The following is a 25,331-nucleotide window of genomic DNA, read 5'->3' as shown; positions in this document are numbered from 1 at the left end:
GCCTTGACCGTGCACAGGGAGCCAGACCAGCAAGATCGAACAAGAGTGGAGTGAACGAAGTGAGTGAATCGACCAAGCTTGACCTTTTGTACCTCAGCGAGCCGGACATGATCACAGCGGGGGTTCGAGACATGTCCAGATGCATCGACACGATGGAGGAGGTCATGGGGCTGCTTCATGACGGTGACTACCGCATGGGCGGCTCGGATCACAATTCCCACGGCATGATGATCACCTTCCCTGATCATCCACTCTTTCCCGCCATGCCGCATAATGCGGCGGATCGACGTTTCATGGCCATGCCTGCCTACATCGGCGGCCGTTTCGATGTCGCTGGAGTGAAGTGGTATGGGTCAAACACGGAGAATCGTGAGAAGGGCCTGCCCCGTTCGATTCATCTCGTCGTACTGAACGACAAAGATACCGGCGCTCCCATCGCTGTCATGGCAGGAAACCTGGTGAGCGCCTATCGAACGGGTGCCATCCCGGGGCTGGGCGCGAAGCTGCTGGCACGGGAGGATGCACACGTGCTCGCGGTGATCGGCCCCGGCGTCATGAACCGCACGGCGGTAGAGGCGTTCGTCTCCGCACGACCAGGAATCGACACTCTGCGCATCCATGGGCGGCGACGGGTCACATCAGAGCGGTTCGAGCAGTATGTGCGGGAGCAGTTCCCCTCCATCGTCACGATCGAGATCTGCGACACGATCGAAGAAGCCGTGCGCGGTGCGGACATCATCAGCTCGGCGACAACCGGTGCGCGGGGCTCTGAGAATTATCCGTATATCGCCGAGGAGTGGATCAAACCCGGTGCTCTGCTGACTGTGCCTGCGAACCTGCGGCTCGACGAGGACTTCCTCATCGAACGAGCGCACAAGTTCGTCGATCACATGGGGCTCTACAAATCCTGGGCGAGTGAGTATGACGTCCCGAAACTCCATGAGTTCATCGGCATCATCGGCACTCACTTCATCGATCTCATCAATGAAGAGGCGATTCCGGAAGCAGCGGTGACCAGTTTGGGGCAGGTGGTTCGCGGAGATCGTCCGGGACGCACCTCGGACGACGAGATCATCGTGCTCAGCATCGGCGGTATGCCGGTGGAAGACATGGCTTGGGGCGTCGAGCTGTACAGGACTGCCGTCGAACAGGGAGTCGGTGTGCGGCTGCCGTTCTGGGACCAGCCGGCGTTGAGCTGAGCCGAGACAGCCTCGGAAGAAAGTCGAAGGAGAGAGCAGATGACTGAACAGAGCGAAGCCAGTGACATCGATGCCGACGTCGTCGTCGTCGGGTTGGGCACGATGGGGTCGATGGCACTCTGGCGAATCGCCAGAAGGCGCAATCTGCGCGTCGTGGGAGTCGAGCAGTATGGTCTGGTTCACAGTCACGGTTCGTTCACGGGTGAGTCACGCGTCTTTCGCACGGCCTATCATGAGGGCACCCGCTATGTTCCTCTCCTTCTAAGCGCCCGAGACATCTGGCACGAGCTCGAAGCCGACAGCGGCCGACAGCTGCTGCTCGAGGTGGGCACGCTGACCATCGGGCATGCAGGAGAACCGGCGGTCGAGAACGTCTTGGCGAGCATCCGCGAGTATGAGCTACCGCACCAGGTGTTCGACGCAAAGGAGCTGCGCAGCTCCTATCCTCAGCATTCCGTCGGAGACGACGCCATGGGGGTGCTCGACCTCTACGGGGGCGGCATGCGGCCCGAACTCAGCGTGTTCAGCGCAATCGAGAGCGCCGCGGCCAATGGTGCGACAGTGCTGGACCATGAAACGGTTCTCAACGTCGAAGCCGATGGCAGCGGTGTTGTCGTCACTACCGAGCGGCGAGTGATTCGCGCGAAACGCGCCGTCATCGCCCAGGGATCGTGGGCGCGGAGGCTGAACCCGGACCTGGCCGCAGTTCTTACCGTGCAGCCGCTCCCGTTGACCTGGTTCATGCCGCACCACCTCGAGCTGTTCACTCCCGATCGTTTCCCCGCTTTCATCCGCGACGAAGGCCCGGTGCACTTTTTCGGAGCGCCCTCACTCGATGGCTACTCGGTCAAGGTCACCCCGAGAAGATTCCACGACCCGGTTGCAGATGTGGATGAGGTGCCGACGACGATCTCTGCGGAGAAGCTCAGTGAGATCGGCCATCTCGCACAGGAGTTCTTTCCCGACCTCAACCCTGAACCGGTGCACTGGAGCGTTCACCACGATGCGTTCACGGCTGACAAGGTGCCCGTCATCGACGCGGGGCTCGACGGGCGTGTGCTCACACTCGCCGGGTTCTCGGGGCATGGGTTCAAGCTGGCTCCGGGCGTCGGGGAGATCGCTGCGCAGTTCGTCAACGATGAGGAGTCCCCGCTGCTTGCCTCTGACTACTCGCTGGCTGCTCATCTGAGGTGATCACCGGCCCGTGGAAGCGGGGCGTCCGGTCTACGAGGGAAGAGCTGCGTGGTCGTGGGCGGAAAGAAGAGGTGAGACGATGAAGCGTGTTGTGCTGGCGACACGTCTGCCTCTTCAGCGTGCGCAAGAGATTCTTCAGTACCGTCTGAGTGGCATTGCCACCGTACTCTGCAGCGCGGAGCCAGAGAGTCTCTCTGAGGTGACCGCGGTGATCGCCGAGCCGGACATCACTCTGCGTGCCGAGCAGCTGCAGCACATCGACGGCCTGCGACACATCGTCATTCCGTCGGCAGGCACGGACAACGTGGACCTGCAGGCGGCCCACAGCTTGGGCATCGACGTGTGCGAAGTGCGTGAGCTGGTGCGCCGAGACGCCTCGGATCATACCTTGGCGCTGATCCTCGCCGTCGTCAGAGACGTGCGCACCGGCCAGTTTGCGGCCGCTCACGGACAGTGGGACGTTACCTTGACCCATCCCCGCCAGGTTCAGGGCACCCGTCTGGGCCTGGTCGGGTTCGGTACGGTGGCTGAGGCTGTGGCACGTGGCGCGATCGCGTTGGGGATGGAAGTGCGCGCGCACAATCGGCGCGGTCTCAGCGTAGATGCGGCTGCGCGGGGAGTGAGGCTGGCCCCAGACCTGCGTTCACTGCTGGCCTGGGCAGACGTGATCTCTGTGCACGTTCCTTTGACACCGGCCACGAAAGGACTCATCGGCATGCGCGAGCTGTCGGCCATGAGACCGGGGTCTGCGATTGTGAACATCGCGCGTGGAGCCATCATTGACTCACGAGCACTGCGTCAGGCTCTCGACTCCGGGCATCTGCGCACCGCTGCGCTCGACGTCATGGACCCTGAGCCGCCGCCAGCCGACCATCCACTGCTGCATCACGCCCAGGTGCTGGTCACCCCGCATATGGCTTGGTATTCGCCGATATCCGTTCTGGCCACTTACGAGCGCGTCGGAGACGAACTCCGAAACATCCTGACACGCGGCGCCGACGAACGGTTACACGGCTGAAACGCTGCAATGAAAGGCTTCACAAGTGACGTGGTGATCGGTCTGATCGCCACTCGCCCGAACAGGAGGAAACCATGTCCATTCTTGTCGCATACCGTAACTCTTCAGCAGGCAGAGACGCTCTGCAACTCGGTATCAGACTGGCGTTGAGCGCCGGCACCAGCCTCGATATTGTCACTGTGGTGCGACCAGGCACGAAGGCCGCGACCTTTGCCGCAGGAACCGCTCACTCGAGCGACTCGAGCGACCCGCGCCGATGGCTGGAGAGCGCGCAGAAACTCGTGCAGGCCAAAGTGGAGGTTCATACGCACCTGTCGCTCCATGAATCCGAAGCCCGTGGAATTCTCGATACCGCCCACGAGCTGGGGTCGCGGATCATTGTGCTTGGTACCGCATCAGGGGCGCTGCTGGGACGATTCTCGTTGGGCAGTGTGAGCAATGTGCTGCTGCACAGTGCAGACGTGGCGATCGCCCTGGCCCCTGACAGCGCCCGGGAGATCTCGCAAGGTCAACCGCTCTCTCGCGTCTCAGTGGCGATCGGCGACATCGGTGGCAACCGGACCATGTTCGAGACCGCCCACTATCTCGCGTCGCGCAAACACATTCCCGTTCGCCTGCTCACCTTGGCCACCTCTGACGGCGGACGCGAAGAAGAGGAGAAGGCCCGCACCGCAGCCATCAAGGTGCTGAAGACCACGGCTGCGCGTCATGCTGCCGACACCGGGCCGATCACGACTCAGGTCGAGGTGGCGGGCAGGCTTGACAGGGCTGTCGAACAGGTCTTTTGGGACGACAAAGAGGTCGTGCTCATCGGTTCGGCGCGCATCGCTCGTCAGCGTACGACCTTCCTGGGGTCGACTGCCGCCAAACTTGTCCGACAGCTCACCGTTCCCATGGTCGTTGTTCCACGTGACGACCAAATGCCGGCAGAGGGCTAGTCTTCCCGCCCCGGTGATGTCACATTGGACCGCCTGTGACTCGGCGGCGTGGAAGACGGATCACCGGCACTGCTGAGGTGTCTGTCGGAGGACCAGCGTGCAGGCTGAGATCCGGGAGAACCCGGAGGGCCCCAAAAGCCAGAGCGATGGCAGACGCGCTGAAGAGCGCTGCAAGACAGATCGCGCTGGTCGCGCCGAAATGGTCGACCATGTAACCGCCGGCCGCACTGCCTATTGCGATTCCGCTCAGCATTGCGCTGCCCATCCAGCCGACCGCCTCCGCCGCATCCGCTGGGCGCAGGCTCGATGAGATTGTGTTGTGCATGACGGCCAGCGCCGGGGCCGCACCGAGACCGGCAACGGCCATGCAGGCGCCGAGCCACCAAGGGTCGCCTGAGAGCGTGGCGACGATCAGCGCGACGAATGTGGGAATCTGCCGCACCGCAAGCGAGCGTCGATGCATCTGGAATGAAACGCTGATGGTGCCCGCGATGACCGAGGCGACGGCGAAGGCGGCGAGTACGAGACCAGCGAACGCCGGAGTGGCCGCGAACGTCGCGACCACTCCGGTCTGAGCCGCACCGTAGCTCGCGTTGAACAGGATCGACGACAGAACGGCGATCAGCACCGGCCACTTCAGCAGGACGCCACCGAGGCCATGTCGGGAACTGGCGAGTCTGAATGTCTTCGTCAAGGGGAAACCGGCGATGAGAAGCCCCCCGACGAGGCCGGTCAGGCCAAGTGTGAGAAATGCCGCAGAGGTGCCGATCAGGGGAAGCAGCACTGTCGCGATGATCGGGCCGACGGCCCAGACGACCTCCTGTGTGATTGAATCCAGCGAGAACACCTGCGCACTCATCCCGGGAGGAGTGAGCTGTGGGTAGAAGCTTCGAACAGCAGGCAGGATCGGAGGGGTGAAGAGGCCGATGACGACAGAAACTGCGAACAGAGCCGGGGGAGACGGTGGTAAGACTCCGAATAGGGCTATGGCAGCAGAGTCGACGACGACGGTGATCAGAAGTATTATGCGCATTCCGAAAACGGAGAGCATTCTGCCCAGAAGCGGGCCGGAGGCCGCCGCTGCGACAGAGAATACCGCCACGACGAGACCGGCGGCCGCGTAACTGCCGAGCACGATTTCGGAATGGACCAAAAGCAGAATGCTCAGGGCGCCCTGCGGCAGCCGTGAGAGGCACTGCGAGCCCATGAGCCGAACGATATGAGGGATGCGGCAGACCTCGACCAGCGTTGACAACAGGCCTCCTGACGATGTGACAGAGAACACGAGGTGTACCCGGTCCGCATCGACATGTGACGAGACCGCGTAGAGAGGAGACTAAACACAGATTGTTTCTCAGAGGAGTCGGGGCTGAATCGATCTCACGACGGCAGGCGAGACGACCATGATCTCTCGGTTCCTCCGTCGGCGTTCGTTCTTGCCTGTCTGAGATTTCTCCCGGGCACGTCGGATGTGCGTTCCTCAGTCGTGCGCGCGAAAGTGTGCCGGACGCAATAGAGGTCCAGGTGAGGCTGACATCCATCGACTGCTTCGACGAAGCAGTCGTCCGCTTGATGGATCCCGTCTCGGAGGAGGGGAACTGAATCTGTTACAGCACCGTCATGCTGGTGGCACATAAGACCGCTGAACAATCGATAGTCTTCGAGACGATACGCGGTGGCAGGGCAATCAGCTGGGCAAACAGATGTGCCACACCCTCCGCGATGACGTTTCGACGGAAAGCGTGGAGACCATGGCAGGCACAGAAGCGGCATATCAGGCATTTCCAGGAGGACCGCTCGATGTGAATCGTGACTTCTACGATGCAGTCGCCGACGAGAGCGGCCGCGAGCTCGCCGACGACTTCGAGATCGAGGTCAGATCGGCTCGAGCTTGGCCTGTGAACTCTGGGCAGGTCTGCAGAATCCTTCAGACGGATGGTCCCCAGGTCGGCGATCTCAACGTCTGGAATCGGCACGATCCGCGAGAGCGTCTGTGGGCGGCTCGCACCCGCCAGCTGCAGCGAGCGACTGTCACCACCTACGATCACCTGTGGTCGACTCTTCCCTCGCTGCGACCACTGCTGACGTTCACCGCGGACACGCTCGCCGACCACCCAGAGGCACTGGTCATCCACGATCTGTTGGGAACCCGATGCGATCCCTACGTCAATCGCATGCTCTCCGGCTACGACTTCGATTATCACTGCCACTCGAATCTGACTCGAGCGGTGCAGCCGTTCGGACTCACGGAGTACGACGTGCACGATGTGCTGAATGTGTTTCAGTGTGCAGGGCTGAACGACGACACGCAGTATTTCATGAAGGACTGTCCAGCGCGCGAGGGTGACTACCTGGAGTTCTTCGCTGAGATCGACCTGCTCTGCGCCTTGTCATGTTGTCCGGGCGGCGATCTGTCACTGGCAATGTGGGGGCCGGATGCCGCGAGCACGGAAGAACAGCTGCAGCACTGCCACCGACTTCGTGTACAGGTCTTCGACGTCGACCCCGGGCGGCTGGCCGGATGGGCGCCGCCGCAGCCATCGCGGTACCGTGGGCAGAACGGGCGACACGGTCTGCACGCCACACCCTTCCGACAGCTGCCGCCCGATCAGCAACGCGGCGGGGCATGAAGGTCGTTCCTCCAGCGGCCGGGTGCGTCGATCGCGGCACGATGGCCAACGGGCTCAGCGCTGAGGAGTAACTGAGGCAGGTCGAGCAGGCAGCAGCATCGCCGCGAGGAGAGCAGCGATTGCGCACAGTGCGATGATGCCGATGCCGACACCGGGCCAGTCGAACACCTCGAAGGCGCGCCCGAGCATCCACCCGAAGACGCTGTTGCCGATGTAGAAGACGAGCTGATATATGGCGGTGGCCTGTGATCTGCAGGGCCCCGCCATCAGCGATGTCATGGCCGACGTCACCGGGCTCGTGACGAAGTATCCGGCGGTGAAGACGGCGACGCCGAGCACGATGATCGTCAACGGGCCTGCCAATGTGAGTGCGGCGCCCACTGACATCAGTGCGATACCCGAGTAGAGCAGGCGGCGGTGCCCTAGGCGTCCTGCGGCGGCGCCGGACCAGCGCGCGGTGAACGTTCCGACGAGATACACGGTGAAGACCATGCTTGTGACGGCCGTACTCAGACCGTACGGTGCCGCCTGCAGATGATAGCCGAGAAAGCTGAACAACGAGATGAACGACCCCATCAGCAGGAACGGCTGCGCATACGCGCCCCACAATGAGGGAGTGGTGAGTGCAGTGGTGAAGCGCTGCCAGGCAGACGGCAGGTTATCGGGTCGCCGCCCCTCGTGACGCAGACGGGACGGCAGGTATCCGTGCGGTGCTGGAACGGCGATGACGAACACGGTGCACGCGACGACGCACAGAGCCGCAACCGTCATCAGTCCCAGCTGCCACCCGAAATGCTCGGCGACGAGGCCGGCTACGAGTCGCCCGAGAAGCCCACCGATGCTGTTGCCAGACACGAACGCGCCAGCTGCTGCTGTCACTCGCCGGGCTGGCAGCTCATCCGTGATGTAGGTGATCGCGATGGCCGGTATCGCCGCGAGTGCCAGTCCTTCGATCAGACGTGAACCGAGGATCAGCGGCAGGGAGTGCAGAAACGGTGTGATCAACCCGATCACCGCAGCCGAGACTGCAGAGATCTTCATCACTCGGACGCGCCCCCATCGGTCGGCTGCGAATGCCCAGGGGAGGACCCCCGCTGCGATGCCGGTCGTGGCCATAGAAATAGTCAGAGCTGCGCGCGACGGGTCGATCCCGAAGTCTGCGGAGATCTCTGGCAGCACCGACTGCACGCCGTATAGCTGCGCGAAGGTGGCGAATCCTGCGGCGAACAGCGCAAAGACGATGCGTCGAAACAGCGCATCGTTCGCCGCTGGATCGTTCGCTGCGTCAGACATGGTTCTCCAGAGAGACAGGTTCGGCGGGGAGTGAGGCCCCGACCCACTGTAAGCACACCATGTTTCCATCGGGTGCCAATGTGGCGTGTGCTGGTATGACGGTCGCTGCCAAATCGAAGAGTCGTTAGCCCGAACAAGCAGTCACCAGTCAGGGAGGGCACTATGGAAGGGCAGCCGCCTAGGCGCTTGACAGTCAGCAATGAGGCCATCGTCACCAGTCGCGGCAGTAAGTCTAGCATCGACGCCCATAGTCAGGACTATATTGAGTGGCTCTTCACCGATCTCGGCGGTGGATGCGATCATCACCGCATTCGGTGAGGTTGCGTTCAAACCGGTGCTGGAACTCACGCGTGAGGACTTCATCCAGGCCTCACACAGGAGACGCTCGCGCAGCTCGACGTGCTGAGCCTCGCCACTCCACACATCAGCGATGGGGGGATCAATCGCGCTGACCACTGGCATGCTGGCGCGAGAGGTCGTTCCTGCCGCCTCGGCCTTGGCGGGGCGCTCGAGTTGTTTGTCCTAACGGCCGCGAAGGGCATTGACCAATGTGGTGAGCCCGAGCTTGCTTGACTCTACCTCGGAGAACTTCGACACCTTCCCGGACTCGTCCCGGTGGTCGCCGTGTGTGCCGGGTTCGCACTCAAACGCGCGGCCGACGGAGTGCGGACCGGGCAGATCTACCGTCTCGACTGAAGCTCACAACCCCAAGCTGGGCACAAACCTGTGACGGCGGATACCGCGGTGCGAAAACAAACGATCGATTACCGGTATTGCTTGACGGCCAGACAGACGAGCGACCGCCGAGTTCTAATGCGAGACGAGTCTCGATCGCAAGGAGTCAATGTGGTGACTTGCGGCATCCGACGCACGCGCAGGGTCATGATCGAGGATTGCTGCAAGTATTGCGTGGTGCTCTTTGATTGACGACTGCTGGCGCGCGGCAGTCAAATACGGGCTCTGTCGACTGACTGTGATGATTTCAGTGACTCGATCCAAGAGTGAGACTAACATCGGATTGTGGCTGTAGACGGCGATGGTGCGGTGAAAGAGTTGGTCTAAGATAGCGAACTGGCTTGGGCTGAGGCCAGTGTCTGACATGCGTTGCTCAAGTCGAGCGAGATGGCGAAGATCGACTTCAGACGCTCGGTCGGCGGCTAACGCTGCCACTGGGGGCTCAACACAGGCACGCACCTCCAGTGCTTGCCATAAGGGGGCATCTGTTCCCCCTAAGCCGTCCGTAAGTGCTACTTCATGGGGGTGCGCCGCGGGGCCTTGGACAATGGTTCCCCGACCGCGGCGTCGGTCTATGAGTCCACGCACTTCGAGCTTTCGCAGAGCGTCTCGTAAAGTCGAGCGGGATACACCAAGCTCCCGCGCGAGAACTGTTTCTGGGGGCAGTTTGGTATCTGGGGCGAGTTTTCCTCCAATGATCGCTTCCTCCATGGACAGGGCGATCTCATCCGGCTTCAAAGCTTGTGGTGACTCGTTACCTCTGTCTGTATGGAATTCCACTTGGTTCCCCTCGTTGCTCCAGGAGTAAATACTGCAAGCTTATTAGTCCGACTAAGAAGGTGCTCGGTAAAACCTAGTTCGGTAACAACCTTGTAATAGTCGCGCTATTCTCTTGAAATCCCGCTGAGAGCACACTTGCTGCAATTTAGATGACATCTAAAAGTCGGACTAAGTCAGCTGCTTCGTGACCCTTGATTACTACCCGGATAAGCCAGGTATTTGCGGATAACGAGCACAGAGGAGATCGGGAGAAGAACGGTGGAAGCGTCATGAAGTTTGACTGGACATATTTTTGGAAAGCGCTCTTTTCGCCGAGTGAGGCATTTCTTAACGGGTTCTATCTGACTATTGGAATCTCGGTTGCCTCAATGGTGTGCGCGCTGGTTCTTGGCCTTGTGATCGCTCTGTTCGGACGAGCCCGTTGGCGATTGCTTAACTGGTTGGCAGCAGGGTACGTCTGGCTAATTAGAGGGACACCACTGCTCGTGCAACTGGTCATCATCTATATGGGCTTTGCTGTTGCAGGCATTTACACCTTTCAAGACACCGCATTCTTTGGTATCCAGCTCAAGGCCGCTGTGCAGGCTGCAATTGTGGGGATGACTATCCACGAAGCGGCCTATATCTCTGAGATTATTCGTGCTGGCTTGGGTGCGGTTCCCCCTGGGCAGTTCGAGGCTGCCAAGACTCTTGGGATGTCCGCACCCAGTGCCATGCGTTGGATCATTCTGCCCCAAGCACTTCGGACTATGGTGCCTCCGCTTGGCAACATTTTCAACGGCCTTATGAAGAGTACCTCGGTATTGAGCATTATCGGCGTGAGCGAGATGTTCCTCGTAGCTCAGTCCATCAGTTCAGCAACGTTTAAGACATTTGAGATTTTCATAGTGGCCGCGATTTACTACCTGCTGCTAACGACAGTGTGGACATTTGTTCAGAATGCGATCGAGCGGGCACTGGATCACCAGATTGGGCTGGAGACTCGACGGAACATGATCGACATGCTGTTCCGAAGAAGAGGCAGAGGTGCTTTGCGTGAGGGTGAGATGAGGGAAGCCGTATGAGTGCACAGTCGATGACACAACCGGTGGTGAAAATTGAGCACATCAAGAAGTATCGTGGTGGAAAACTTGTACTTGATGATGTGAGCCTCAGCGTCAGAGCGGGTGAGGTGGTCGTTCTCTTAGGGGCGTCCGGGGCTGGGAAGACCTCGCTGCTGCGAACGATCAACCAACTCGATCCAATCGATAGTGGAAATATCGAAGTCGGGGGCCCGATGGTCGGGTACCGAAAAACCAAGTCTGGTCGTCTCATCCCTGTCGAGAACCGAGAGCTGAAATTGCAACGGCGTGAAATCGGGTTCGTGTTCCAGCATTTTAATTTGTTTCCGCATATGACCGTTTTGGAGAACATCTGGCATGCACCCGTGCGTGTTCGGAGACAGGACCGAGCGAGCTCTATTCAGGAAGCCAGAGACCTCCTCGCTCAGGTAGGGCTTTCTGACAAAGCGGATGCCCATCCAAATAATCTATCTGGAGGTCAGCAGCAACGAGTTGCAATAGCCAGAGCTCTGGCCATGCATCCCACGGTCATGCTTTTTGACGAGCCAACGAGCGCTTTGGACCCTGAAATGACGAGGGAAGTCCTCGAGGTTATGAAATCTCTAGCTCGTAAAAATATGTCCATGATTATCGTGACACATGAAATGGCCTTTGCCCGTGAGGCTGCCGATCGGATCGTGGTTATGGACGCAGGGCGAATTATCGAGAGCGGATCGCCACAGCAGGTTTTTGACAATCCTGTGCAAGAGCGTACTCGAGAATTCTTCGCAAAGACTATGGACTGAATGGAGCTACAGGTGACTTATCAGGGAGCAATCGCGACTGCGCATGATTCCGCAACGAAAGCGGGTGCTGAAACGTACAAACGGGGAGGGAATGCCGTCGATGCCGCTCTAGCTGCTGCGCTAGCGCTGGCGGTCGTATACCCGCACAATACATCGATTGGTGGGGATGCGGTCATCATTGTCAGAACGCCCGAAGGTGAGGTGCGTTGCATTAACGCGACCGGATGGGCCTCTAAGAACATCGACTTGGACGCACTCACTTCGCGCTATGGCCAGTGTCTGCCAGACCGAGGGATCGATACCATCACTCTGCCCGGAGCGATCAGAGGATTTGAATCGCTTCACCAAATCGGTGCTCAACTCCCTTGGGAAGCACACTTCGACGAGGCTGTCCACCTTGCGCTCCACGGCTCTACTGTTGGACGATCACTGGCAAGTGCCATTGCGGCATTCCCCTGGCAGGATTCGGGGAGCACGAGTCTTCAACAGCTCTTCCTTCCTAATGGAGCGCCCCTTCGTGAGGGAGATCGCTTCGTACAGCCGGAACTGGCAGCCACACTGGACACCATTGCGCATAAGGGGGCTGATTCCTTCTACCAAGGATCAGTGATGCAAGATGTCGTGAGTGGCCTGCAGGCAATGGGAAGCGTGCTGGAAGAAAGTGACTTCACTGACTATTGCGTCGAGCTCGTCGCACCGATTTCTACCGCTATCGGCGATCTGACCGTGCTGACCAGTCCTCCAAATACTCAAGGCTTTTCACTCATAAAGTATCTTAATACGCTTAAGGCCGAGCGAGTCAGCTTGGCCGAGGGGTTACACAATCGCGCAGATCTGTTTGCGTCATGCTTCTTTGAATCCAATCGTCTGCGCGATTCAGAGTTAGCAGATCCACATTTCTCCGTTCAGGACACCGAGTATTTTTGCTCTCCGCTGGGGGCGCAGAGATCTGCCCTACCGCAGCAGATCGGTGACGGAGATACTGTAGGGATCGCCGCGGCAGACTCAGATGGATGGGCTGTCTCTCTCATCTTCTCCGTGTTCAAATCTTTTGGCGCCGGGATACGTGACAGTCGAACCGGTGTGCTATTTCAAGACCGTGGAACTGCTTTCAGCCTGTCCTCGTTATCTCCTAACGTGATCGCAGCGAGAAAACGTCCGCGACACACATTGATGCCGGTGCTGGTTCTAGACGATAAAGATGAACTGGCGTGGGTCCAGGCGACGATGGGCGGGTCAGGGCAACCACAGATCCATGCGCAACTTCTGAGCCATATCTCTTGCGGTGCAACGCTGTCTGAGGCTTTAGCCGCTCCGCGGATGAACGTGGGAGCTCGTGGCATTGCAGATGCCCTGAACACCGTTTATGTAGAGCGTTCAGTGTCGGCCTTACCTCGTCAGGCTTTGTCGAAATGGGTTTTGCGTGAGGTTCCTGATCTTACGGACTGGATGGGGCACGCCAATATCGTACGTGTTGCCGGCTCAATGCTTGAAGCAGCTGCAGACCCTCGCTCGGATGGGGCAGGCATGGTCGTGAGGCTGAATCGATGAAGTGGCGAGTGCAGGCCTCATCAAGTGAAGGGAAGTGGAGACGCGAGGTCATCGGGCTCTTGGGGCTCACTGCCTGTACGGGGGTACTCGATGCCGTCAGCTACTTGGCACTCGACGGAGTCTTCACTGGCAACATGACAGGAAACGTTCTGGTCGTCGGGTTCTCCCTAGGAGGTAGCCAAGGGTCGACCCTCATTTCTGGGGTGACCGTTCTTCTGACATTTGTTCTGGGAGCGTTTGCATCCGGTAGCGCGTTGCGTGCGGCAAAGAATGCTCAACGTTGCGCCTATCGCCAGCTTCTGCTCGGAGGCGTCCTCATGGCGATTGCTGGAGTGGTGATGCTCATGACGACTCGCTCTCAGTATTTGGATATGGCCTTTGCGGCGACTCTTGCTGTGGTTATGGGAGTTCAAGGAGCAGCAGTGAGAACCCTTGGCAATAAGAACATCACGACGATCGTGGTCACATCGACATTGGTTCGTTTAGGTGCTGAAGGTATGGCTGCTGTACTGCGGAAACCTCGGGACTTCGCTGAACAGCTCGGAGCCGTTTTAGCTATGGGGATTGGGGCGCTGGTGGGGGCAGTATCAGTTCAGCACATACTACCGGGCATTACGGTTCTCATCACCGGGTTGGTCTATCTATTCGTCACTGTGTTCTTGAAGAAAGTCTTCATTCTCCCCAAACAAACGGGTGGCGTATGAACACCGCCCACAACGAAAGGAACAGCAAGATGCAAATGAAATTCTCTCGCAGAATGGGTACTGCAGTGGCGTTGGCGTTCTTCGCTTCCGCGGCGCTGAGTGCCTGTAGCTCTTCAACGGGCGAGACAGAGACAAGCCCCTCGAAAGAGCCGGTCGTTACTACTCCCACGATCATCAGCGACGGTAAGCTGACAGTTTGTGCGTCGTTCTCGAACCCGCCGGACAATTTCAAGAATGACTCCAATGAACCTGACGGTGCTGAGATTGACATTGCAAAAGCAATTGCAGGTGAGATGGGGTTGGCAGTTGACTATAAGCAGTATTCGTTTTCCGGTCTCATACCTGCACTTCAGGCATCCCAGTGCGACGTGATCATGTCGTCTTTGTACATCAAACCTGAACGTGAAGAGGTAGTGGATTTCGTGCCTTACCTGCAGTCGGGGTCAGCTGTGATGGTTTCAGCGGCGAACGCTCAGGGCGTGACGGGATACAATGACACGCTCTGTGGGCGGAAGGTGGCTGCAGCGAACGGGTCGACCGGGGCGTCCAACGCTCAGACTCAGTCTGGTGCATGTGAGGCTGGGGGGAAGAGCGCTATTGATCTGACCTTGACGGAGAATACCACGGATGCCCTCCATCAGCTGCAAGCTGGTCAGGTCGACGCGGTGTTGTCGACGACTGAACTCGTTGACTATTACGCGAAGAAGACGGAGGGAGAACTGGAGCGCGCTGGTGACTCTTTCTCGCCCATCACAATCGGTGCAGCAACCCAGAAGGGGAGCGCTGAGCTGCACGATGCGCTCTCAACGGCTTTCAAATCGATTGTGGAGAGCGGTGAGTATGGATCGATTCTCGATGAGTGGGGTCTTTCTGAGACTGCTGTTCACCCTAGCTAATCAACAGGGAAACAGTGATGCGCTGATTCCTGATGCGGCTGTGAAGGTTCGTTCAAAGTGACGCTGAAAGAGTTCGCGTACTTTGGGGCCTTCACAGCCCTAAGCTGGGCACGAACCCGTGACGACGGCCATCGTTGTCGATGAGGTGGCCGGCACGCTTGGCGAAACGGGTCGACAACCACCGATCGAGGATGCGGGTGCCGGGGAAACGCTGGATAAGCTGTGCCTCGAGCAGATCGACAGCCGAGAGATCCTGCACCCACATGTGTACATAAAGGTTGGCCTGACCGACCATCGATACGCATTCGCGAACGGTGCGCGACTGCCGTCTGAGAAAGGCTCCGATCTTGTCGAGCTGGTTCTGATCCGCCTCGATCCAGAGCGTTGAGAGGAGTTTGTATCCGATGACGTGCTGGTTGAAATCAAGCCGGAACGAGAGCAGGCCGGATGCCTCCAAACCGTGAAGAACACGGCTGACGCCGGAGATCGAGCGCCCAGTGGCATCCGCAATCTGCGCCATCGAGAGCCTGCCGTCGGCGGCGAGCACCTTGACGATCTGGCGTTCGAACGGTGACGGCTGCCGTCTGCCGGAACCGGGATCTGGTGCATGCTGGTTTGTGCGCATCGTGAGGATGGCCTGCTCCTGATCAGCAGTCAGGGCGTTCAGCCGCCAGTCACCCGGCTGTACGTAGAAGCGGCGCAGAGGGTTCGTCACGGTCTTCACGACCCCGTCAATTCGTCCCAGCTGTTCTCGGACGATACGGTCGAGCTCGGCCCAAGACGGAGTGGTGACGGTCAGAAGCAGGTCGCGCGAGCCTGTTGTGCATTCAACGGTCCATACGCATGGAATGCGGCTCAGTGCTGAGATCACAGAGTCCTGGTACCCGGCCTCGCAGGTCACTTCGACATAGGCTGTGGAACCGTACGGCTGTGAGTAGTACCAGTCGGCACGATATCCGGGTTGACACGCGATCCAGGCTTCGCCGGCGTCGTTGAGACGCCGCCAACGTCGGGACAGTGTCGAAGAGTCGACTCCGAGGACGCCGGACAGCTGTGCCCACGGTGCTCGAGGTGCCAGCTGCAGTGCGTGCAGAATCTGCAGCTGCTCCAGCCCCTTGGAAGAATCATGCAACTGAATTGCCATAAATCAATTATCCAGCAATGAAACAGGCCGGTAACAGGAGATCGTGATTATCGGTATGAGCGTGTTTGGGTACCTCGAACGGCCGAGAGGCCACTCCGGGTAAAAGCAGTTCTCGCAGGTGACGTGATGGCGCAGCCAGCGTCGGGGGGATGCCCGCTCACGTGGGCACGCCTGGTGCCGAGGAAGAAGAATGGAGAGCATACGCATGAGCGAAAACATGAGGGCAGGACGCAAGCGGTGGTCGAAGACGCGCTGGACGGTCTCGGCTGCAGCATGTCTGGCTGTGGTCTCAGCCGCAGCGCTCACTGGCTGCAGCTCAGACAGCGGCAGCACGGTGGCCGAGGGGTGCACACCTGCCCACGACGGGCTGACGACGACGACATCAGGAAAACTGTCGGTCGCCGTGGTCGATGCGCCGCCGTACAGCTCGAATGTCACGGGCGGCGGAGCCGAGGGGCTTGAAGTCGAGATTCTCAAGAAGCTCGCCGAAGTCGAGTGCTTGGACATCGCCTACTCGGCGTCCTCATTTGCCGGTGCCGTACCGCTGATCACTCAGCAGAAGAGCGTGGACATCGCGGCTGGCGCATTCTACCCGACAGCCAAGCGCAACGAAGTGGCCGACTTCGTCGGGCCTCTGTACTACGACAACATGTCGATCGCTACCCGCAGCGGAGCGAAGAAGGTCTCAGACCTGGAATCCCTGGGGTCGATCGGAACTGTGGACGGGTTCCTGTGGACTGACGACCTTCGCACCGTGCTTGGAGACAAGATCCGCACGTATGCAAGCTCGACCGAGCTCAGTCAGGACATGCTGAACGGTCGGCTCGATGCCGCAGTCGACTCAGTTGCGACATCGCAGCTGTACTACAAGGATCAGAGTGACATCTCGGTAGAGGTCGCCGAGCCAGATCCGAGAGTCGCTGTCACTGAGAACACGCCGCAGGTGATCTTCCCGGTGTCGAAAGACAACGCGGCGCTTCGTGACGCGCTGATCGCGGATGTCGCGAAGATGCGCGATGACGGCACTATGGCAGATCTCATCAAGTCGTCAGGATTCGATGCCTCGGCGAACATTCCAGCAACTGATTCCACGCTTCGCATCATCAGCTGAGAGTAGATTCATTGGGTGCAGTCGCCGGAAAAGAGGAGAGGCGGCTGCACCGGATGCCACTGACCGCACCGTCGGTGAACCATGGCGGCTGCGGGCCAAACTGTGAGCAGAATTATGAGTCGGGCTGTGAGCAAGGAGTATCAGTGAAGCGAGTGGTGGTCTTCGGCGGACATGGGCATGTCGGCCGAGCAGCGGTTGAGGCACTCCAAAGTGATCATGAGGTAATCGTCGTCGGTCGCAGAACCGATCCGGGGGCTGACGCCAGAGACCCTCAGAGCGTTACGGCGCTCTTCGGTCGGCTGAGCAGGGTTGACGCGGTCGTCGTGGCCCTGGGCGACGTGCCTTTCAAGCCTGTCGTCGAACTCACCGGAGACGACTACCAGCAGGCTTTCGCCGGGAAGGTGCTGCCGCAGGCAAGCATTGTGCGCGCTGCGGTGGAGCATCTCGCCGATGGGGGATCGATCACCCTGACAACCGGAATTCTCGCTCGACAGGCGATTGCGGCGGGTGCCGCGGCAGCAATGGCGAATGGAGCTCTCGAGTCGTTCGTCATCGCAGCGGCTCCGGAGATGCCGCGTGGAATTCGGCTTAACGCGGTCAGCCCCACCGTGCTGGAATCGGCTCCCGAATACTTTGACTCGTTTCCCGGCTTTGTCCCGGTTTCAGATGCAACGGTCGGGCAGGCGTTCAAAAAGTCAGTCGACGGAGTGCAGACCGGGCAGATCTACCGCATCGACTAACCGGCTGGCGTGGCGCCGAGCCGTGCTGCACCTGGGTATGGCTGTCCTCCCGGTGCGAACCGAGCGAGGGCTGCCGGCCTGCTGACAGTACAGTCGCAGGCCGGCAGCTGCTTTGCTAGATTGCTGCGCGTCAGCGCTTCGGCACCCCCAGCTCGCCCGTCACATACTGGGCACGCCCGAACCCGAAGGTCCAGTCATTGGGCGTGTTCTCGAAGTAGCCGAGAAAGACGTCTTCGCCTGCCACTCCGACGGCCGCGAGGTTCTCGGCGATCTTCGCGTAGAGCGCCTGCTTCGCCTCCGGCGTGCGGCCACCCTGCGTGAACACGTGAATCATCACGACGCCGTCGCTGCGCTCGAAGCCCAACCCGGCATCTTCGGCGATGATCTCGCCCGGCTCGTGCTTCGTGATGATCTGGAACCGGTCACGCACCGGGATCTTGTAGACGTCGACGATGGCGCTGTGGATGCTGTCGGCGATGGCACGCACGCTGGCGTCGTCGCGGGTCTTGTTCACGTCGATTCTGACGAGGGGCATGTTGGGGATTCTCTTTCTTTGTGTTCGAACGGATGCGGAATTACGTGAGTGGTGTGCGGCCCGCAGGCGTCAGGGGAGGTGCGCCTGCGGGCCGCGGCTTGAGACGTGTGGCGAATCGTCGGCCACACGCACGGGTCGGAGGTCAGGCCTGAGCGGCCTCGTCGGCGATTGACAGGGTCTCGTCGATGATGTCGAGGCCCTTCTTCAGCTCGTCGGCGGTGATGATCAGGGGAGGCGCGATGTGCACGCGATTGCCGTGCACGACCGGCCACAGGCCCTTCGCGATCGCAGCCTTCTCGATGGCGACCAGCGGGTTGTTCTCTCCGCCGGCCTCGATTGCGGGCAGTGCCTCGCGGGTGGTGCGGTCGCTCACGAGTTCGATCGCTGCGAACAGGCCTTTGACGCGGAACTCGCCGATTGAGGGATGCTTCGCCTGCATCTGCTCGAGCCACGGCAGCAGCACGGTGCTCTCGAGCTCGCGCACATGCTCGAGCAGGTGATCGCGTTCGAACACTTCGAAGGTCTTGACGCCGATGGCTGCGCCGAGCGGGTGCCCCGAGTAGGTGAGGCCGCCTGAGTACTTGCGCTCGTCGAACGTCGCGGCGATGGCGCCGTTCATGATCACGCCGCCCAGGGGCGAGTATCCCGAGTTGACGCCCTTGGCGAAGGTGAGCAGATCCGGTGTCACGTCGAAGCCCTGCACGGCGAAGAGGTAGCCGGTTCGGCCGAAGCCGACCATGACCTCGTCGGCGATGTACTGGATGCCGTACTTGGTCGCGAGCTCGCGAACACCCTGCAGATAGCCGGGCGGTGGCACCAGCACGCCGTTGGTGCCGACGACGGTCTCGAGAATGACGGCCGCGATGGTGTCGGCGCCCTCAGAGAGGATGGTCTGTTCGAGGTGGGCGAGTGCACGCTCGGTCTCTTGCTCCGGGGTCTCGGCGTAGAACGCCGAGCGGTAGGCGAAGGGGCCCCAGAAATGCACGACCGAGGGGTCGGGAACGACAGGCTGCATCGTGCGGCGGCCCTCGCCCGTGAGCGCGATGGCGGTGCCGGTCGCCCCGTGGTAGCTGCGGTAGCTGGCCAGCACCTTGCTGCGGCCGGTGAACTCGCGGGCCAGTCGAACGGCGTTCTCGTTGGCGTCTGCTCCGGCGTTGGTGAAGAACACCTTGCCGTCGTTGATCGGGCCGTTCTGCACGATGAGGCGAGCCAGTTCGCTGCGTTTGTCGTTGGCGAATCCCGGGGCGATGGTCGCGAGGGTCTGAGCCTGGTCGATGATGGCCTGGATGAGATCGGGATGCTGGTGGCCGAGATTCAGGTTTACCAGCTGTGACGCGAAGTCGAGGTATTCGTTGCCGTCGTAATCGCTGAAGTAGACCCCATGCCCGGTCTTCACTGGAATGGGGTGGATCTTCTTCTGCGCCGACCAGGAGTGCAGCACGTAGCGTGCATCCTCTTCGACGACGGTTGCTGCATCGAGCTCAGTCATGAGTGAACCTCTCTGTGTGGTGCATCGCGAGTGGGACAGTGCCTGTGGCGTGCCGGCTGCGCGGGTTGATTGCTGTCAACGATATGAGGCTTGAGGTGCGAGAACGCGCATGATTCCGTTCATCTTCGCACTGTAATGTAGACGATATGCTGCATGTGGGGTGCTGGCAGGGCGAAAAAGCGCGGCAAGTCACGCCACGACAGCGGGGATGAGACCCACCTCGGCATATGAAGGCTGGGTTACAGGGTGCCGTCGGATCGTCCGATGCAGCGCTCACGTGCATGTCAGTCAGAGGAGCAACGCATGAACGCCATCACTCTGCGAGGGCTGCTGCAGCGTCAGGATCTCTCGCTGCAGTTGGTGAGCGCGATCACCGACGAGGGCAACGGCGCGCTCGATCACCCGATTCGATGGGGGTACAGCACCGATCTGCTCGATCCCACCCCGTTCCTGCGAGGCAGCGAGCTCATTCTCACCACAGGGCAGCAGCTGCTGTCGGCATCAGACGTCGAGACCGTGACGCGCGACTATGTCGAGCGCATCGCACGGGGCGGAGCGGTCGGTCTCGTGTACACCCTCGAGCACCCTGACCCCCGATGGGAGGCTGTGCTGCGGCGAAGCTGCGTCGCAGCGGGCATGCCGCTGCTCGAAGCTCCCTTCTCGACCCCCTTCATCAGCATCAGCGAGGCCATCAGCTCCGGCCGTGCGGATCCTGAGCGAGAGAGCCTGCGCAAGGTGCTGCATGCGCAGCACGCCCTCACCCTCGCCTCTCTCGAACGAATGCCCGCACAGGCGCTCGTTCGCGAGCTCGCGCTGCTGCTGGGCTGCTCTGTCTGGCTCTGGGGAGGCGGAGCTCGTCTGCTCGGAGTCGCCCCGGTCGACCCTCCGCCGAGCTGGGTGGCGCCGCTCGTGCGAGATCGGATGCACGATGCCCGGCGTCGCCGCCAGGCGGGACGTGAGGAGCACGACGGTCAGCGCCTGATCATTCACATGCTCAACGCGCCCGAGGGCACCGCACCCATTGGGGCTCTCACCCTGCTGTGGGCCGCACCGGCCGCAGGGCGGCTCGCCAGACGAACGTCGCAGCGGCGCAGCGCCGAGGCGAATGAACGTGATGAGCGCATGATCGTCAATACCGCCGTCGCCATGCTGCAGCTGGCGCTGACCAGCAGACCGCCCGGGGGCGTCGACCATGACGAAGTCGTTCAGCTGGGGCTGCGTGCGCTGCTGACTGACGAAGTGGGCACGGGCCGCGCCCTGCTCGAGCGGTCATTCGCCGACGGAGGTCGACTCGACGCGGGTGCGCACCATTGGCAGCTGGTGTGCTCGGGGCGTGCGCTGGCGACGCGGGGCGAACCTGCGCTCAGCGTTCGCGACGTCGCCGCCGGTGTCTGGGTGACCTTGGTCGCGACGCCGCTGAACGAAGACCCCGACGACACGCTGCGTCGGCTCGCGCGGGTGAACTCGAACGGGCCGGTCGAGAGCGCGGCCCGGCGTGCCCCGGTGGTGGCGGTCGACCTGCCCGCATTCGGTCCGGCGCAGATCCATGGCCTGTCGGCTTCGTTCGCCGCCGCACTCTGGCGATACCGGCGGCTGCCTGACGCGGCAGGGGTGATCGAACGTCTCGATGCCGGCCAGACAGCCGTGCTGCGTGCGCTGTCGACTGATGCGGATGCCGCCGCGGTGCTGCGGCGTGTCGCGACGATGGCCGACCCTGCTTTGGCTGCCACGTTCACCGTCTGGTGCGACTGCATGTACGAATGGCAGGCGGCTGCCGACCGGATGGGTGTGCACCGCAACACCGTGGTGCGTCGCGTGCGCGCCTTGGGGGCCGCACTCGGATGCGACCTGGAGCACGACGCCGACGCCTGTCGCGTCACGTGGCTCGCACTTGCGGTGCAGGCCGAGCTCAGCGGCCCTGCGTCGGCAGAGCCTCGAACGTGAGCGAGGCCGTGGCATGCCCGGCCTTGACGACGATCATGACCTGGTCGTCAAGACGAGGCCGGTGCACTGAGATGGTGCCACGATAGGTGCCTTCGCCATCGGCGACGGGGCGAAGCAGATGCCCGTCGGCCCACACTTGGGCAGCCGTATCGGCGGGCAGTCGCACCTCCACCTGCCAGAATCGTGCGCGCCGTGAGATGCTCACCTCGGGCACCACGTCGGCTGCGGATGCGGGCGTTCGACTCGCCGTGTCGACCTCGATCTGGTCGCTCGGCAGGGTCGGAGTGAGGAATGCAGGCTCGCGTCGCTGTGTCGCCTGCTCGTAAGCCCAGGCGGCATCGATCAGATGGTCGTCGCTGTACGCCGCCCCGGCGAAGGTGAGCCCGACAGGCATGCGAATGTCGGCCATGACGCCCATCGGCACGGTGACCGTCGGAATGCCCAGGTGACGAATCACCCGATTGCCGTTGGAATACGCCACGCCGTTTCGCGACGCCGACTGCAGACTCTCGGGGCGTGTGAACAGGTCGTCTCGGCCCACGTCTCCTGCGGCGGGAAACACGACGAAGTCGAGTTCCAGCTGCGCCATCCACGTCTCGAAGTCGTCTTTGCGCGCCTGCTCGAGTCCGTTCAGCAGATGATCGAGCTCGGGCACATCGTCGTAGCTCTGCGGCAGGCCCTGCTTGACGAACTCGGCGAGTCGCTGCCAGTCGAAGCCGCCGCGCGTGCGAGTGACCCAGAGCGGCACCGGCTCGTCCTCCAACGGGAAGACATCGTCGCCGTCGACATCGGCCCAAGTGCTGAGGTCGGGATCGTCGTTCGTGCGCAGAAAGGCGTCGAGAGCCATCGCTGTCAGGGTGTCGCCCTCGATGGCGCGCCAGCTCGCAGGCACCAGCCCTCGTTCCGGCAGCCCGCGAGCTCCTGGACGGTCTTCTTCGTAGTTCGAGACGACCGGAAAGTCGACCTCGACCACCTCGGCGCCGAGGTCGCGCAGATCGTCGGCGGCACGATCCCACAGTGCGCGAACCGAGTCGCGAATCGCCGGAGCATCGGTCGTTGTGTCATCCTCGCCGATGTACAGCTTCGGTACGCCGATGCGCACGCCTCGCAGATCTGTGGGGCGCTCGCGTGCCGACGGGTGGTCGAAGACCTCCTTCGGCGAGGGCAGCGCCACGGCGCTCTGTTGACGCCAGAAGTCGCCCGTCGTATCGGGGTCTTCGACGGCGAGCACATCGAGCAGTAGCAGCAGATCGTGCACCGACCGAGTGTGTGGAACCACGACGTCGCAGGTCGGACGCAGCGGCCAGTTGCCGCGCAGTGACAGCACGCCGCGAGACGGCGTATACGCCACCAGGGCGTTGTTCGATGCAGGCGAGCGGCCCGACGACACGGTCTCTTCGCCCATGCCGAAGGCGCACATGCTCGAAGCCGTTGCGGTGCCCGAGCCGTTCGACGACCCTGAGCCGTAGGCTGCGGTCAGATACTCGGGATGGTAGGGGCTGCGTGCGTAGTCGTAGACCCCGGGCTGGATGCCTCCGGCGGCCATCGGCGGCATGTTCGTCTTGCCGAGAAGCACCGCACCGGCCGCTCGCAGCTGTGCGACCGAGGCGGCATCCTCAGTCGCGATCAGATCTACCAGTGCGGGACTGCCCGAGGCGACGGTCAGCCCTTTGGCCTTGTAACTGTCTTTGATCGTGAAGGGGATGCCTTCGAGGGGCCCTGCGACCCCCTTGCTTCGGCGGAGGTCTGATGCCTCTGCCTCGGCGAGGCAGTTCGGGTTGAGCACCGGGACGGCGTGCAGACACGGGCCGGTGCGGTCGTAGTAGGCGATGCGGTTGAGATAGGCGCAGACCAGATCGACGCTGCTCACCTCCCCACTGCTCAGCGCGGCGAGCAGTTCGGCGATGCTTTTCTCGACGATGTCGAAACGGGTCATGGGCGTGTGCCTTTCAACGATGGGTGGTGGTGAGGTCGGATGCCGTGCGGCGCGCCGAGCGCGTCAGTCGGGGTCAGAGCGCCGGGCGGCGACCGGCCCAGGGGCGGACCGATTCGACGGCGGCTCCGATCATGAAGGCGTCGTTCTGCGCATAGGGGTGCGCCACGATCTGCAGGCCGGTGGGTACGCCTGCGTCGCCGATGCCGGTCGGCACCGCAAGCACGGGGCAGCGGTTGTTGATGTTGAACGGCACGGCCATCTGCTGCTGCCAGTAATGGCGGCCATGCTCGTCGACCGAGTTGATCGGAGCCTGCGCAGGCAGCGCTGTTCGCGCCGTGACCGGTGCGAGCAGGGCGATCGCGCCGTTCATCATGGCGCTCAGCTCGTCTCGAACGGCCGTTTCGCGACGCAGCGTCTCGTGCAGCGGGATGCGCGCCGCGGTTGCGAGCGCGTGCTCCACGAACTGCGTGATGTATGGAGACACTGCGGCGTGTGCACGGTCGATCTCGTCGCTCATCGACGGAGCGAGCATGTGCCCGTAGTGGGCGAAGGCGAGCTCCATCAGCGCATCGGCGTGCCAGGCGGGCTCGCGCTCGACGACGTCGACGCCGAAGTTCGCCAGGGCCTCAGCCGTGGCATGCAGCTCGCGAAGGGTGTCGGCGTCGACGTCGTAGTCGCCCAGGCGCGAGCTGAGCACCACACGACGGCCGGCGAGCTGCGCCTGCAGCTCGGCTGAGTCGCCCGGAAGCGCGGGGACCGGCGTCGACGGTATCGAGAGTTGGTCTGCCGCATGCTGCCCGGCGATCACGTTGTGCATCACGCGCACATCGTCGACGGTTCGTCCCATGGCGCTGTCGCTCCGGTACCAGTCCATGCTCGAGGGCTGCAGACCTGGTACGACGCCGTATGGCGCCTTGTACCCCACGATGCCGCAGTAGCAGGCCGGAATGCGCGTCGAGCCTCCGATGTCCGAGCCCGTCGCGAGCGGGGCGTATCCGGCGGCGAGCGCCGCTCCAGACCCGCCGGATGAGCCGCCCGGGGTGCACTCGCTGTTCCACGGGTTACGCGTGACGCCCCACTGTCGTGACTCGGTGACGGTCGCGGCGCAGAACTCCGGCACCGTCGAACGAACGATCGGCACGGCGCCGGCCGCGATGAGTCGCTCGACGATCGGATGGTCAGCGGTGGGCGTCTCGGCCAGCTCGATGACGCCCTGGGTCAGCGCGTGACCTGCCAGCGCATGCTTCTCTTTCAGAATGACCGGCACCCCCAACAGGGGCTGTGACGCGAGACTGCTCGTCTTCGCGGCCTCGGCATCCACGTGATCGGCATTCACGTGATCGGCCTGACCGCCGTCAGCCTGTGCGTAGCGTCGGTCGGCTTCGGCCGCTCGCGCTCGAGCCGAATCGGCGAGCACCTCGGTGACTGCGTTCAGCTGCGGTTCGAGACGGTCGACACGCTGCAGCAGAGTGTCGACGACGGTCGAAGGCCGCAGCGCTCCGCTGCGATAGGCCCGCACCAGATCTGCCGCGCCTGCTGCGGCTATCTGTGCCTCGTCGGCTAGGGACGTGCGGCCGACCGCCGTTCCTTCGTGCGATGACGCGATGTGCGACGCCGCAGGCTCAGCAGATCTGGAATCACTCATGAG

21 protein-coding genes are annotated in these 25,331 nt (G+C 61.7%); 13 read left to right on the top strand and 8 right to left on the bottom strand.

All coding sequences use genetic code 11. From position 1 onward, the window contains the following. Positions 1 to 50: 50 nt before the first annotated feature. The 4 genes from F8O09_RS06450 (at position 51) to F8O09_RS06435 (ending at position 4,349) form a co-directional block, all read left to right on the top strand. Entirely contained in the window at positions 51 to 1,199 is a 1,149-nt protein-coding gene (locus F8O09_RS06450) for a tyramine oxidase subunit B (protein ID WP_318655751.1), read from the top strand. 39 nt (positions 1,200 to 1,238) lie between these two features. Further along, positions 1,239 to 2,393, top strand: a complete 1,155-nt coding sequence (gene solA, locus F8O09_RS06445; protein WP_158054329.1) for an N-methyl-L-tryptophan oxidase — start codon at positions 1,239 to 1,241, stop codon at positions 2,391 to 2,393. Between the two features lie 79 nt (positions 2,394 to 2,472). Then, a complete protein-coding gene (locus tag F8O09_RS06440; RefSeq protein ID WP_158054328.1) occupies positions 2,473 to 3,411 on the top strand; it encodes an NAD(P)-dependent oxidoreductase in 939 nt (312 codons plus the stop codon). 74 nt (positions 3,412 to 3,485) lie between these two features. Continuing rightward, on the top strand, positions 3,486 to 4,349 hold the full coding sequence (locus tag F8O09_RS06435; RefSeq protein ID WP_158030546.1) for a universal stress protein: 864 nt from the start codon (positions 3,486 to 3,488) through the stop codon (positions 4,347 to 4,349). A 19-nt stretch (positions 4,350 to 4,368) separates the two neighbouring features. Here the strand turns inward: F8O09_RS06435 and F8O09_RS06430 are convergent, their stop codons facing one another. Then, positions 4,369 to 5,556, bottom strand: coding sequence for an MFS transporter (locus F8O09_RS06430; RefSeq protein ID WP_225732930.1), 1,188 nt, complete (start codon positions 5,554 to 5,556; stop codon positions 4,369 to 4,371). Between the two features lie 544 nt (positions 5,557 to 6,100). Here F8O09_RS06430 and F8O09_RS06425 point away from each other — a divergent pair. Continuing rightward, positions 6,101 to 6,979 (top strand): urea carboxylase-associated family protein, encoded by an 879-nt coding sequence (locus tag F8O09_RS06425; RefSeq protein WP_158054326.1) that lies wholly within the window; start codon positions 6,101 to 6,103, stop codon positions 6,977 to 6,979. A gap of 54 nt (positions 6,980 to 7,033) precedes the next feature. On the opposite strand, the gene F8O09_RS06420 is transcribed toward F8O09_RS06425, so the two are convergent. Together F8O09_RS06420 and F8O09_RS10665 are read right to left on the bottom strand one after the other, a co-directional pair. After that, positions 7,034 to 8,272 carry an MFS transporter gene (locus F8O09_RS06420; protein ID WP_192496595.1) on the bottom strand — a complete coding sequence of 413 codons (1,239 nt, stop codon included), beginning with the start codon at positions 8,270 to 8,272 and terminating at the stop codon, positions 7,034 to 7,036. An 810-nt stretch (positions 8,273 to 9,082) separates the two neighbouring features. Beyond that, a complete protein-coding gene (locus tag F8O09_RS10665) occupies positions 9,083 to 9,787 on the bottom strand; it encodes a FadR/GntR family transcriptional regulator (RefSeq protein ID WP_158054325.1) in 705 nt (234 codons plus the stop codon). Between the two features lie 269 nt (positions 9,788 to 10,056). Here F8O09_RS10665 and F8O09_RS06410 point away from each other — a divergent pair, with 269 nt between their 5' ends. The 5 genes from F8O09_RS06410 to F8O09_RS06390 are packed head-to-tail and all read left to right on the top strand — an operon-like array spanning position 10,057 to position 14,784. Beyond that, positions 10,057 to 10,851, top strand: coding sequence for an amino acid ABC transporter permease (locus F8O09_RS06410; RefSeq protein ID WP_158054324.1), 795 nt, complete (start codon positions 10,057 to 10,059; stop codon positions 10,849 to 10,851). Further along, positions 10,848 to 11,633, top strand: a complete 786-nt coding sequence (locus F8O09_RS06405; protein ID WP_318655750.1) for an amino acid ABC transporter ATP-binding protein — start codon at positions 10,848 to 10,850, stop codon at positions 11,631 to 11,633. The genes F8O09_RS06410 and F8O09_RS06405 overlap by 4 nt, the downstream gene beginning before the upstream one ends. Positions 11,634 to 11,645: 12 nt before the next feature. Continuing rightward, positions 11,646 to 13,184 carry a gamma-glutamyltransferase gene (locus tag F8O09_RS06400; protein WP_192497588.1) on the top strand — a complete coding sequence of 513 codons (1,539 nt, stop codon included), beginning with the start codon at positions 11,646 to 11,648 and terminating at the stop codon, positions 13,182 to 13,184. Continuing rightward, positions 13,181 to 13,888: a YoaK family protein gene (locus F8O09_RS06395; RefSeq protein ID WP_158030553.1), complete on the top strand. Its 708-nt coding sequence runs from the start codon at positions 13,181 to 13,183 to the stop codon at positions 13,886 to 13,888. The genes F8O09_RS06400 and F8O09_RS06395 overlap by 4 nt, the downstream gene beginning before the upstream one ends. After that, a complete protein-coding gene (locus F8O09_RS06390) occupies positions 13,885 to 14,784 on the top strand; it encodes an ABC transporter substrate-binding protein (RefSeq protein WP_158030554.1) in 900 nt (299 codons plus the stop codon). The genes F8O09_RS06395 and F8O09_RS06390 overlap by 4 nt, the downstream gene beginning before the upstream one ends. A 91-nt stretch (positions 14,785 to 14,875) precedes the next feature. Here F8O09_RS06390 and F8O09_RS06385 read toward each other — a convergent pair whose 3' ends face one another. Continuing rightward, a complete protein-coding gene (locus F8O09_RS06385) occupies positions 14,876 to 15,928 on the bottom strand; it encodes an Lrp/AsnC family transcriptional regulator (protein WP_158054322.1) in 1,053 nt (350 codons plus the stop codon). 205 nt (positions 15,929 to 16,133) lie between these two features. Here F8O09_RS06385 and F8O09_RS06380 point away from each other — a divergent pair, with 205 nt between their 5' ends. Together F8O09_RS06380 and F8O09_RS06375 are read left to right on the top strand one after the other, a co-directional pair. Next, the gene (locus F8O09_RS06380; RefSeq protein ID WP_192497586.1) at positions 16,134 to 17,039 is read left to right on the top strand and encodes a substrate-binding periplasmic protein; all 906 of its coding nucleotides are present in this window, start codon (positions 16,134 to 16,136) and stop codon (positions 17,037 to 17,039) included. A gap of 143 nt (positions 17,040 to 17,182) precedes the next feature. After that, a complete protein-coding gene (locus F8O09_RS06375) occupies positions 17,183 to 17,779 on the top strand; it encodes a short chain dehydrogenase (protein WP_225732894.1) in 597 nt (198 codons plus the stop codon). 130 nt (positions 17,780 to 17,909) lie between these two features. On the opposite strand, the gene F8O09_RS06370 is transcribed toward F8O09_RS06375, so the two are convergent. Continuing rightward, positions 17,910 to 18,314 (bottom strand): tautomerase family protein, encoded by a 405-nt coding sequence (locus F8O09_RS06370; protein ID WP_158042270.1) that lies wholly within the window; start codon positions 18,312 to 18,314, stop codon positions 17,910 to 17,912. 142 nt (positions 18,315 to 18,456) lie between these two features. Then, on the bottom strand, positions 18,457 to 19,803 hold the full coding sequence (locus F8O09_RS06365) for an aminotransferase class III-fold pyridoxal phosphate-dependent enzyme (RefSeq protein ID WP_158054319.1): 1,347 nt from the start codon (positions 19,801 to 19,803) through the stop codon (positions 18,457 to 18,459). A 303-nt stretch (positions 19,804 to 20,106) separates the two neighbouring features. On the opposite strand from F8O09_RS06365, the gene F8O09_RS06360 reads away from it, so the two are divergent. Next, complete coding sequence (locus tag F8O09_RS06360; RefSeq protein ID WP_192497585.1) at positions 20,107 to 21,747, top strand: PucR family transcriptional regulator; 1,641 nt, start codon at positions 20,107 to 20,109, stop codon at positions 21,745 to 21,747. Here the strand turns inward: F8O09_RS06360 and F8O09_RS06355 are convergent. Together F8O09_RS06355 and F8O09_RS06350 are read right to left on the bottom strand one after the other, a co-directional pair. After that, complete coding sequence (locus F8O09_RS06355; RefSeq protein ID WP_158054317.1) at positions 21,713 to 23,683, bottom strand: amidase; 1,971 nt, start codon at positions 23,681 to 23,683, stop codon at positions 21,713 to 21,715. The two genes, F8O09_RS06360 and F8O09_RS06355, sit on opposite strands and share 35 nt — an antisense overlap. A gap of 73 nt (positions 23,684 to 23,756) precedes the next feature. Next, the gene (locus tag F8O09_RS06350; RefSeq protein ID WP_158054316.1) at positions 23,757 to 25,328 is read right to left on the bottom strand and encodes an amidase; all 1,572 of its coding nucleotides are present in this window, start codon (positions 25,326 to 25,328) and stop codon (positions 23,757 to 23,759) included. Positions 25,329 to 25,331 lie beyond the last annotated feature (3 nt).

Origin of the sequence: Pseudoclavibacter sp. CFCC 11306 (assembly GCF_008831235.1) — a bacterium.
GTDB lineage: Bacteria > Actinomycetota > Actinomycetes > Actinomycetales > Microbacteriaceae > Pseudoclavibacter_A.
This window is presented reverse-complemented; position numbering and strand designations above follow the sequence as displayed.

Bases quoted from the DNA above. Each gene is read 5' to 3' on its own strand.
- solA (WP_158054329.1), top strand. From the start codon at position 1,239: ATGACTGAACAGAGCGAAGCCAGTGACATCGATGCCGACGTCGTCGTC.
- F8O09_RS06440 (WP_158054328.1), top strand. From the start codon at position 2,473: ATGAAGCGTGTTGTGCTGGCGACACGTCTGCCTCTTCAGCGTGCGCAA.
- F8O09_RS06435 (WP_158030546.1), top strand. From the start codon at position 3,486: ATGTCCATTCTTGTCGCATACCGTAACTCTTCAGCAGGCAGAGACGCT.
- F8O09_RS06430 (WP_225732930.1), bottom strand. From the start codon at position 5,556: ATGGGCTCGCAGTGCCTCTCACGGCTGCCGCAGGGCGCCCTGAGCATT.
- F8O09_RS06425 (WP_158054326.1), top strand. From the start codon at position 6,101: ATGGCAGGCACAGAAGCGGCATATCAGGCATTTCCAGGAGGACCGCTC.
- F8O09_RS06420 (WP_192496595.1), bottom strand. From the start codon at position 8,272: ATGTCTGACGCAGCGAACGATCCAGCGGCGAACGATGCGCTGTTTCGA.
- F8O09_RS06410 (WP_158054324.1), top strand. From the start codon at position 10,057: ATGAAGTTTGACTGGACATATTTTTGGAAAGCGCTCTTTTCGCCGAGT.
- F8O09_RS06405 (WP_318655750.1), top strand. From the start codon at position 10,848: ATGAGTGCACAGTCGATGACACAACCGGTGGTGAAAATTGAGCACATC.
- F8O09_RS06395 (WP_158030553.1), top strand. From the start codon at position 13,181: ATGAAGTGGCGAGTGCAGGCCTCATCAAGTGAAGGGAAGTGGAGACGC.
- F8O09_RS06390 (WP_158030554.1), top strand. From the start codon at position 13,885: ATGAACACCGCCCACAACGAAAGGAACAGCAAGATGCAAATGAAATTC.
- F8O09_RS06385 (WP_158054322.1), bottom strand. From the start codon at position 15,928: ATGGCAATTCAGTTGCATGATTCTTCCAAGGGGCTGGAGCAGCTGCAG.
- F8O09_RS06380 (WP_192497586.1), top strand. From the start codon at position 16,134: ATGAGCGAAAACATGAGGGCAGGACGCAAGCGGTGGTCGAAGACGCGC.
- F8O09_RS06370 (WP_158042270.1), bottom strand. From the start codon at position 18,314: ATGCCCCTCGTCAGAATCGACGTGAACAAGACCCGCGACGACGCCAGC.
- F8O09_RS06365 (WP_158054319.1), bottom strand. From the start codon at position 19,803: ATGACTGAGCTCGATGCAGCAACCGTCGTCGAAGAGGATGCACGCTAC.
- F8O09_RS06360 (WP_192497585.1), top strand. From the start codon at position 20,107: ATGAACGCCATCACTCTGCGAGGGCTGCTGCAGCGTCAGGATCTCTCG.
- F8O09_RS06355 (WP_158054317.1), bottom strand. From the start codon at position 23,683: ATGACCCGTTTCGACATCGTCGAGAAAAGCATCGCCGAACTGCTCGCC.
- F8O09_RS06350 (WP_158054316.1), bottom strand. From the start codon at position 25,328: ATGAGTGATTCCAGATCTGCTGAGCCTGCGGCGTCGCACATCGCGTCA.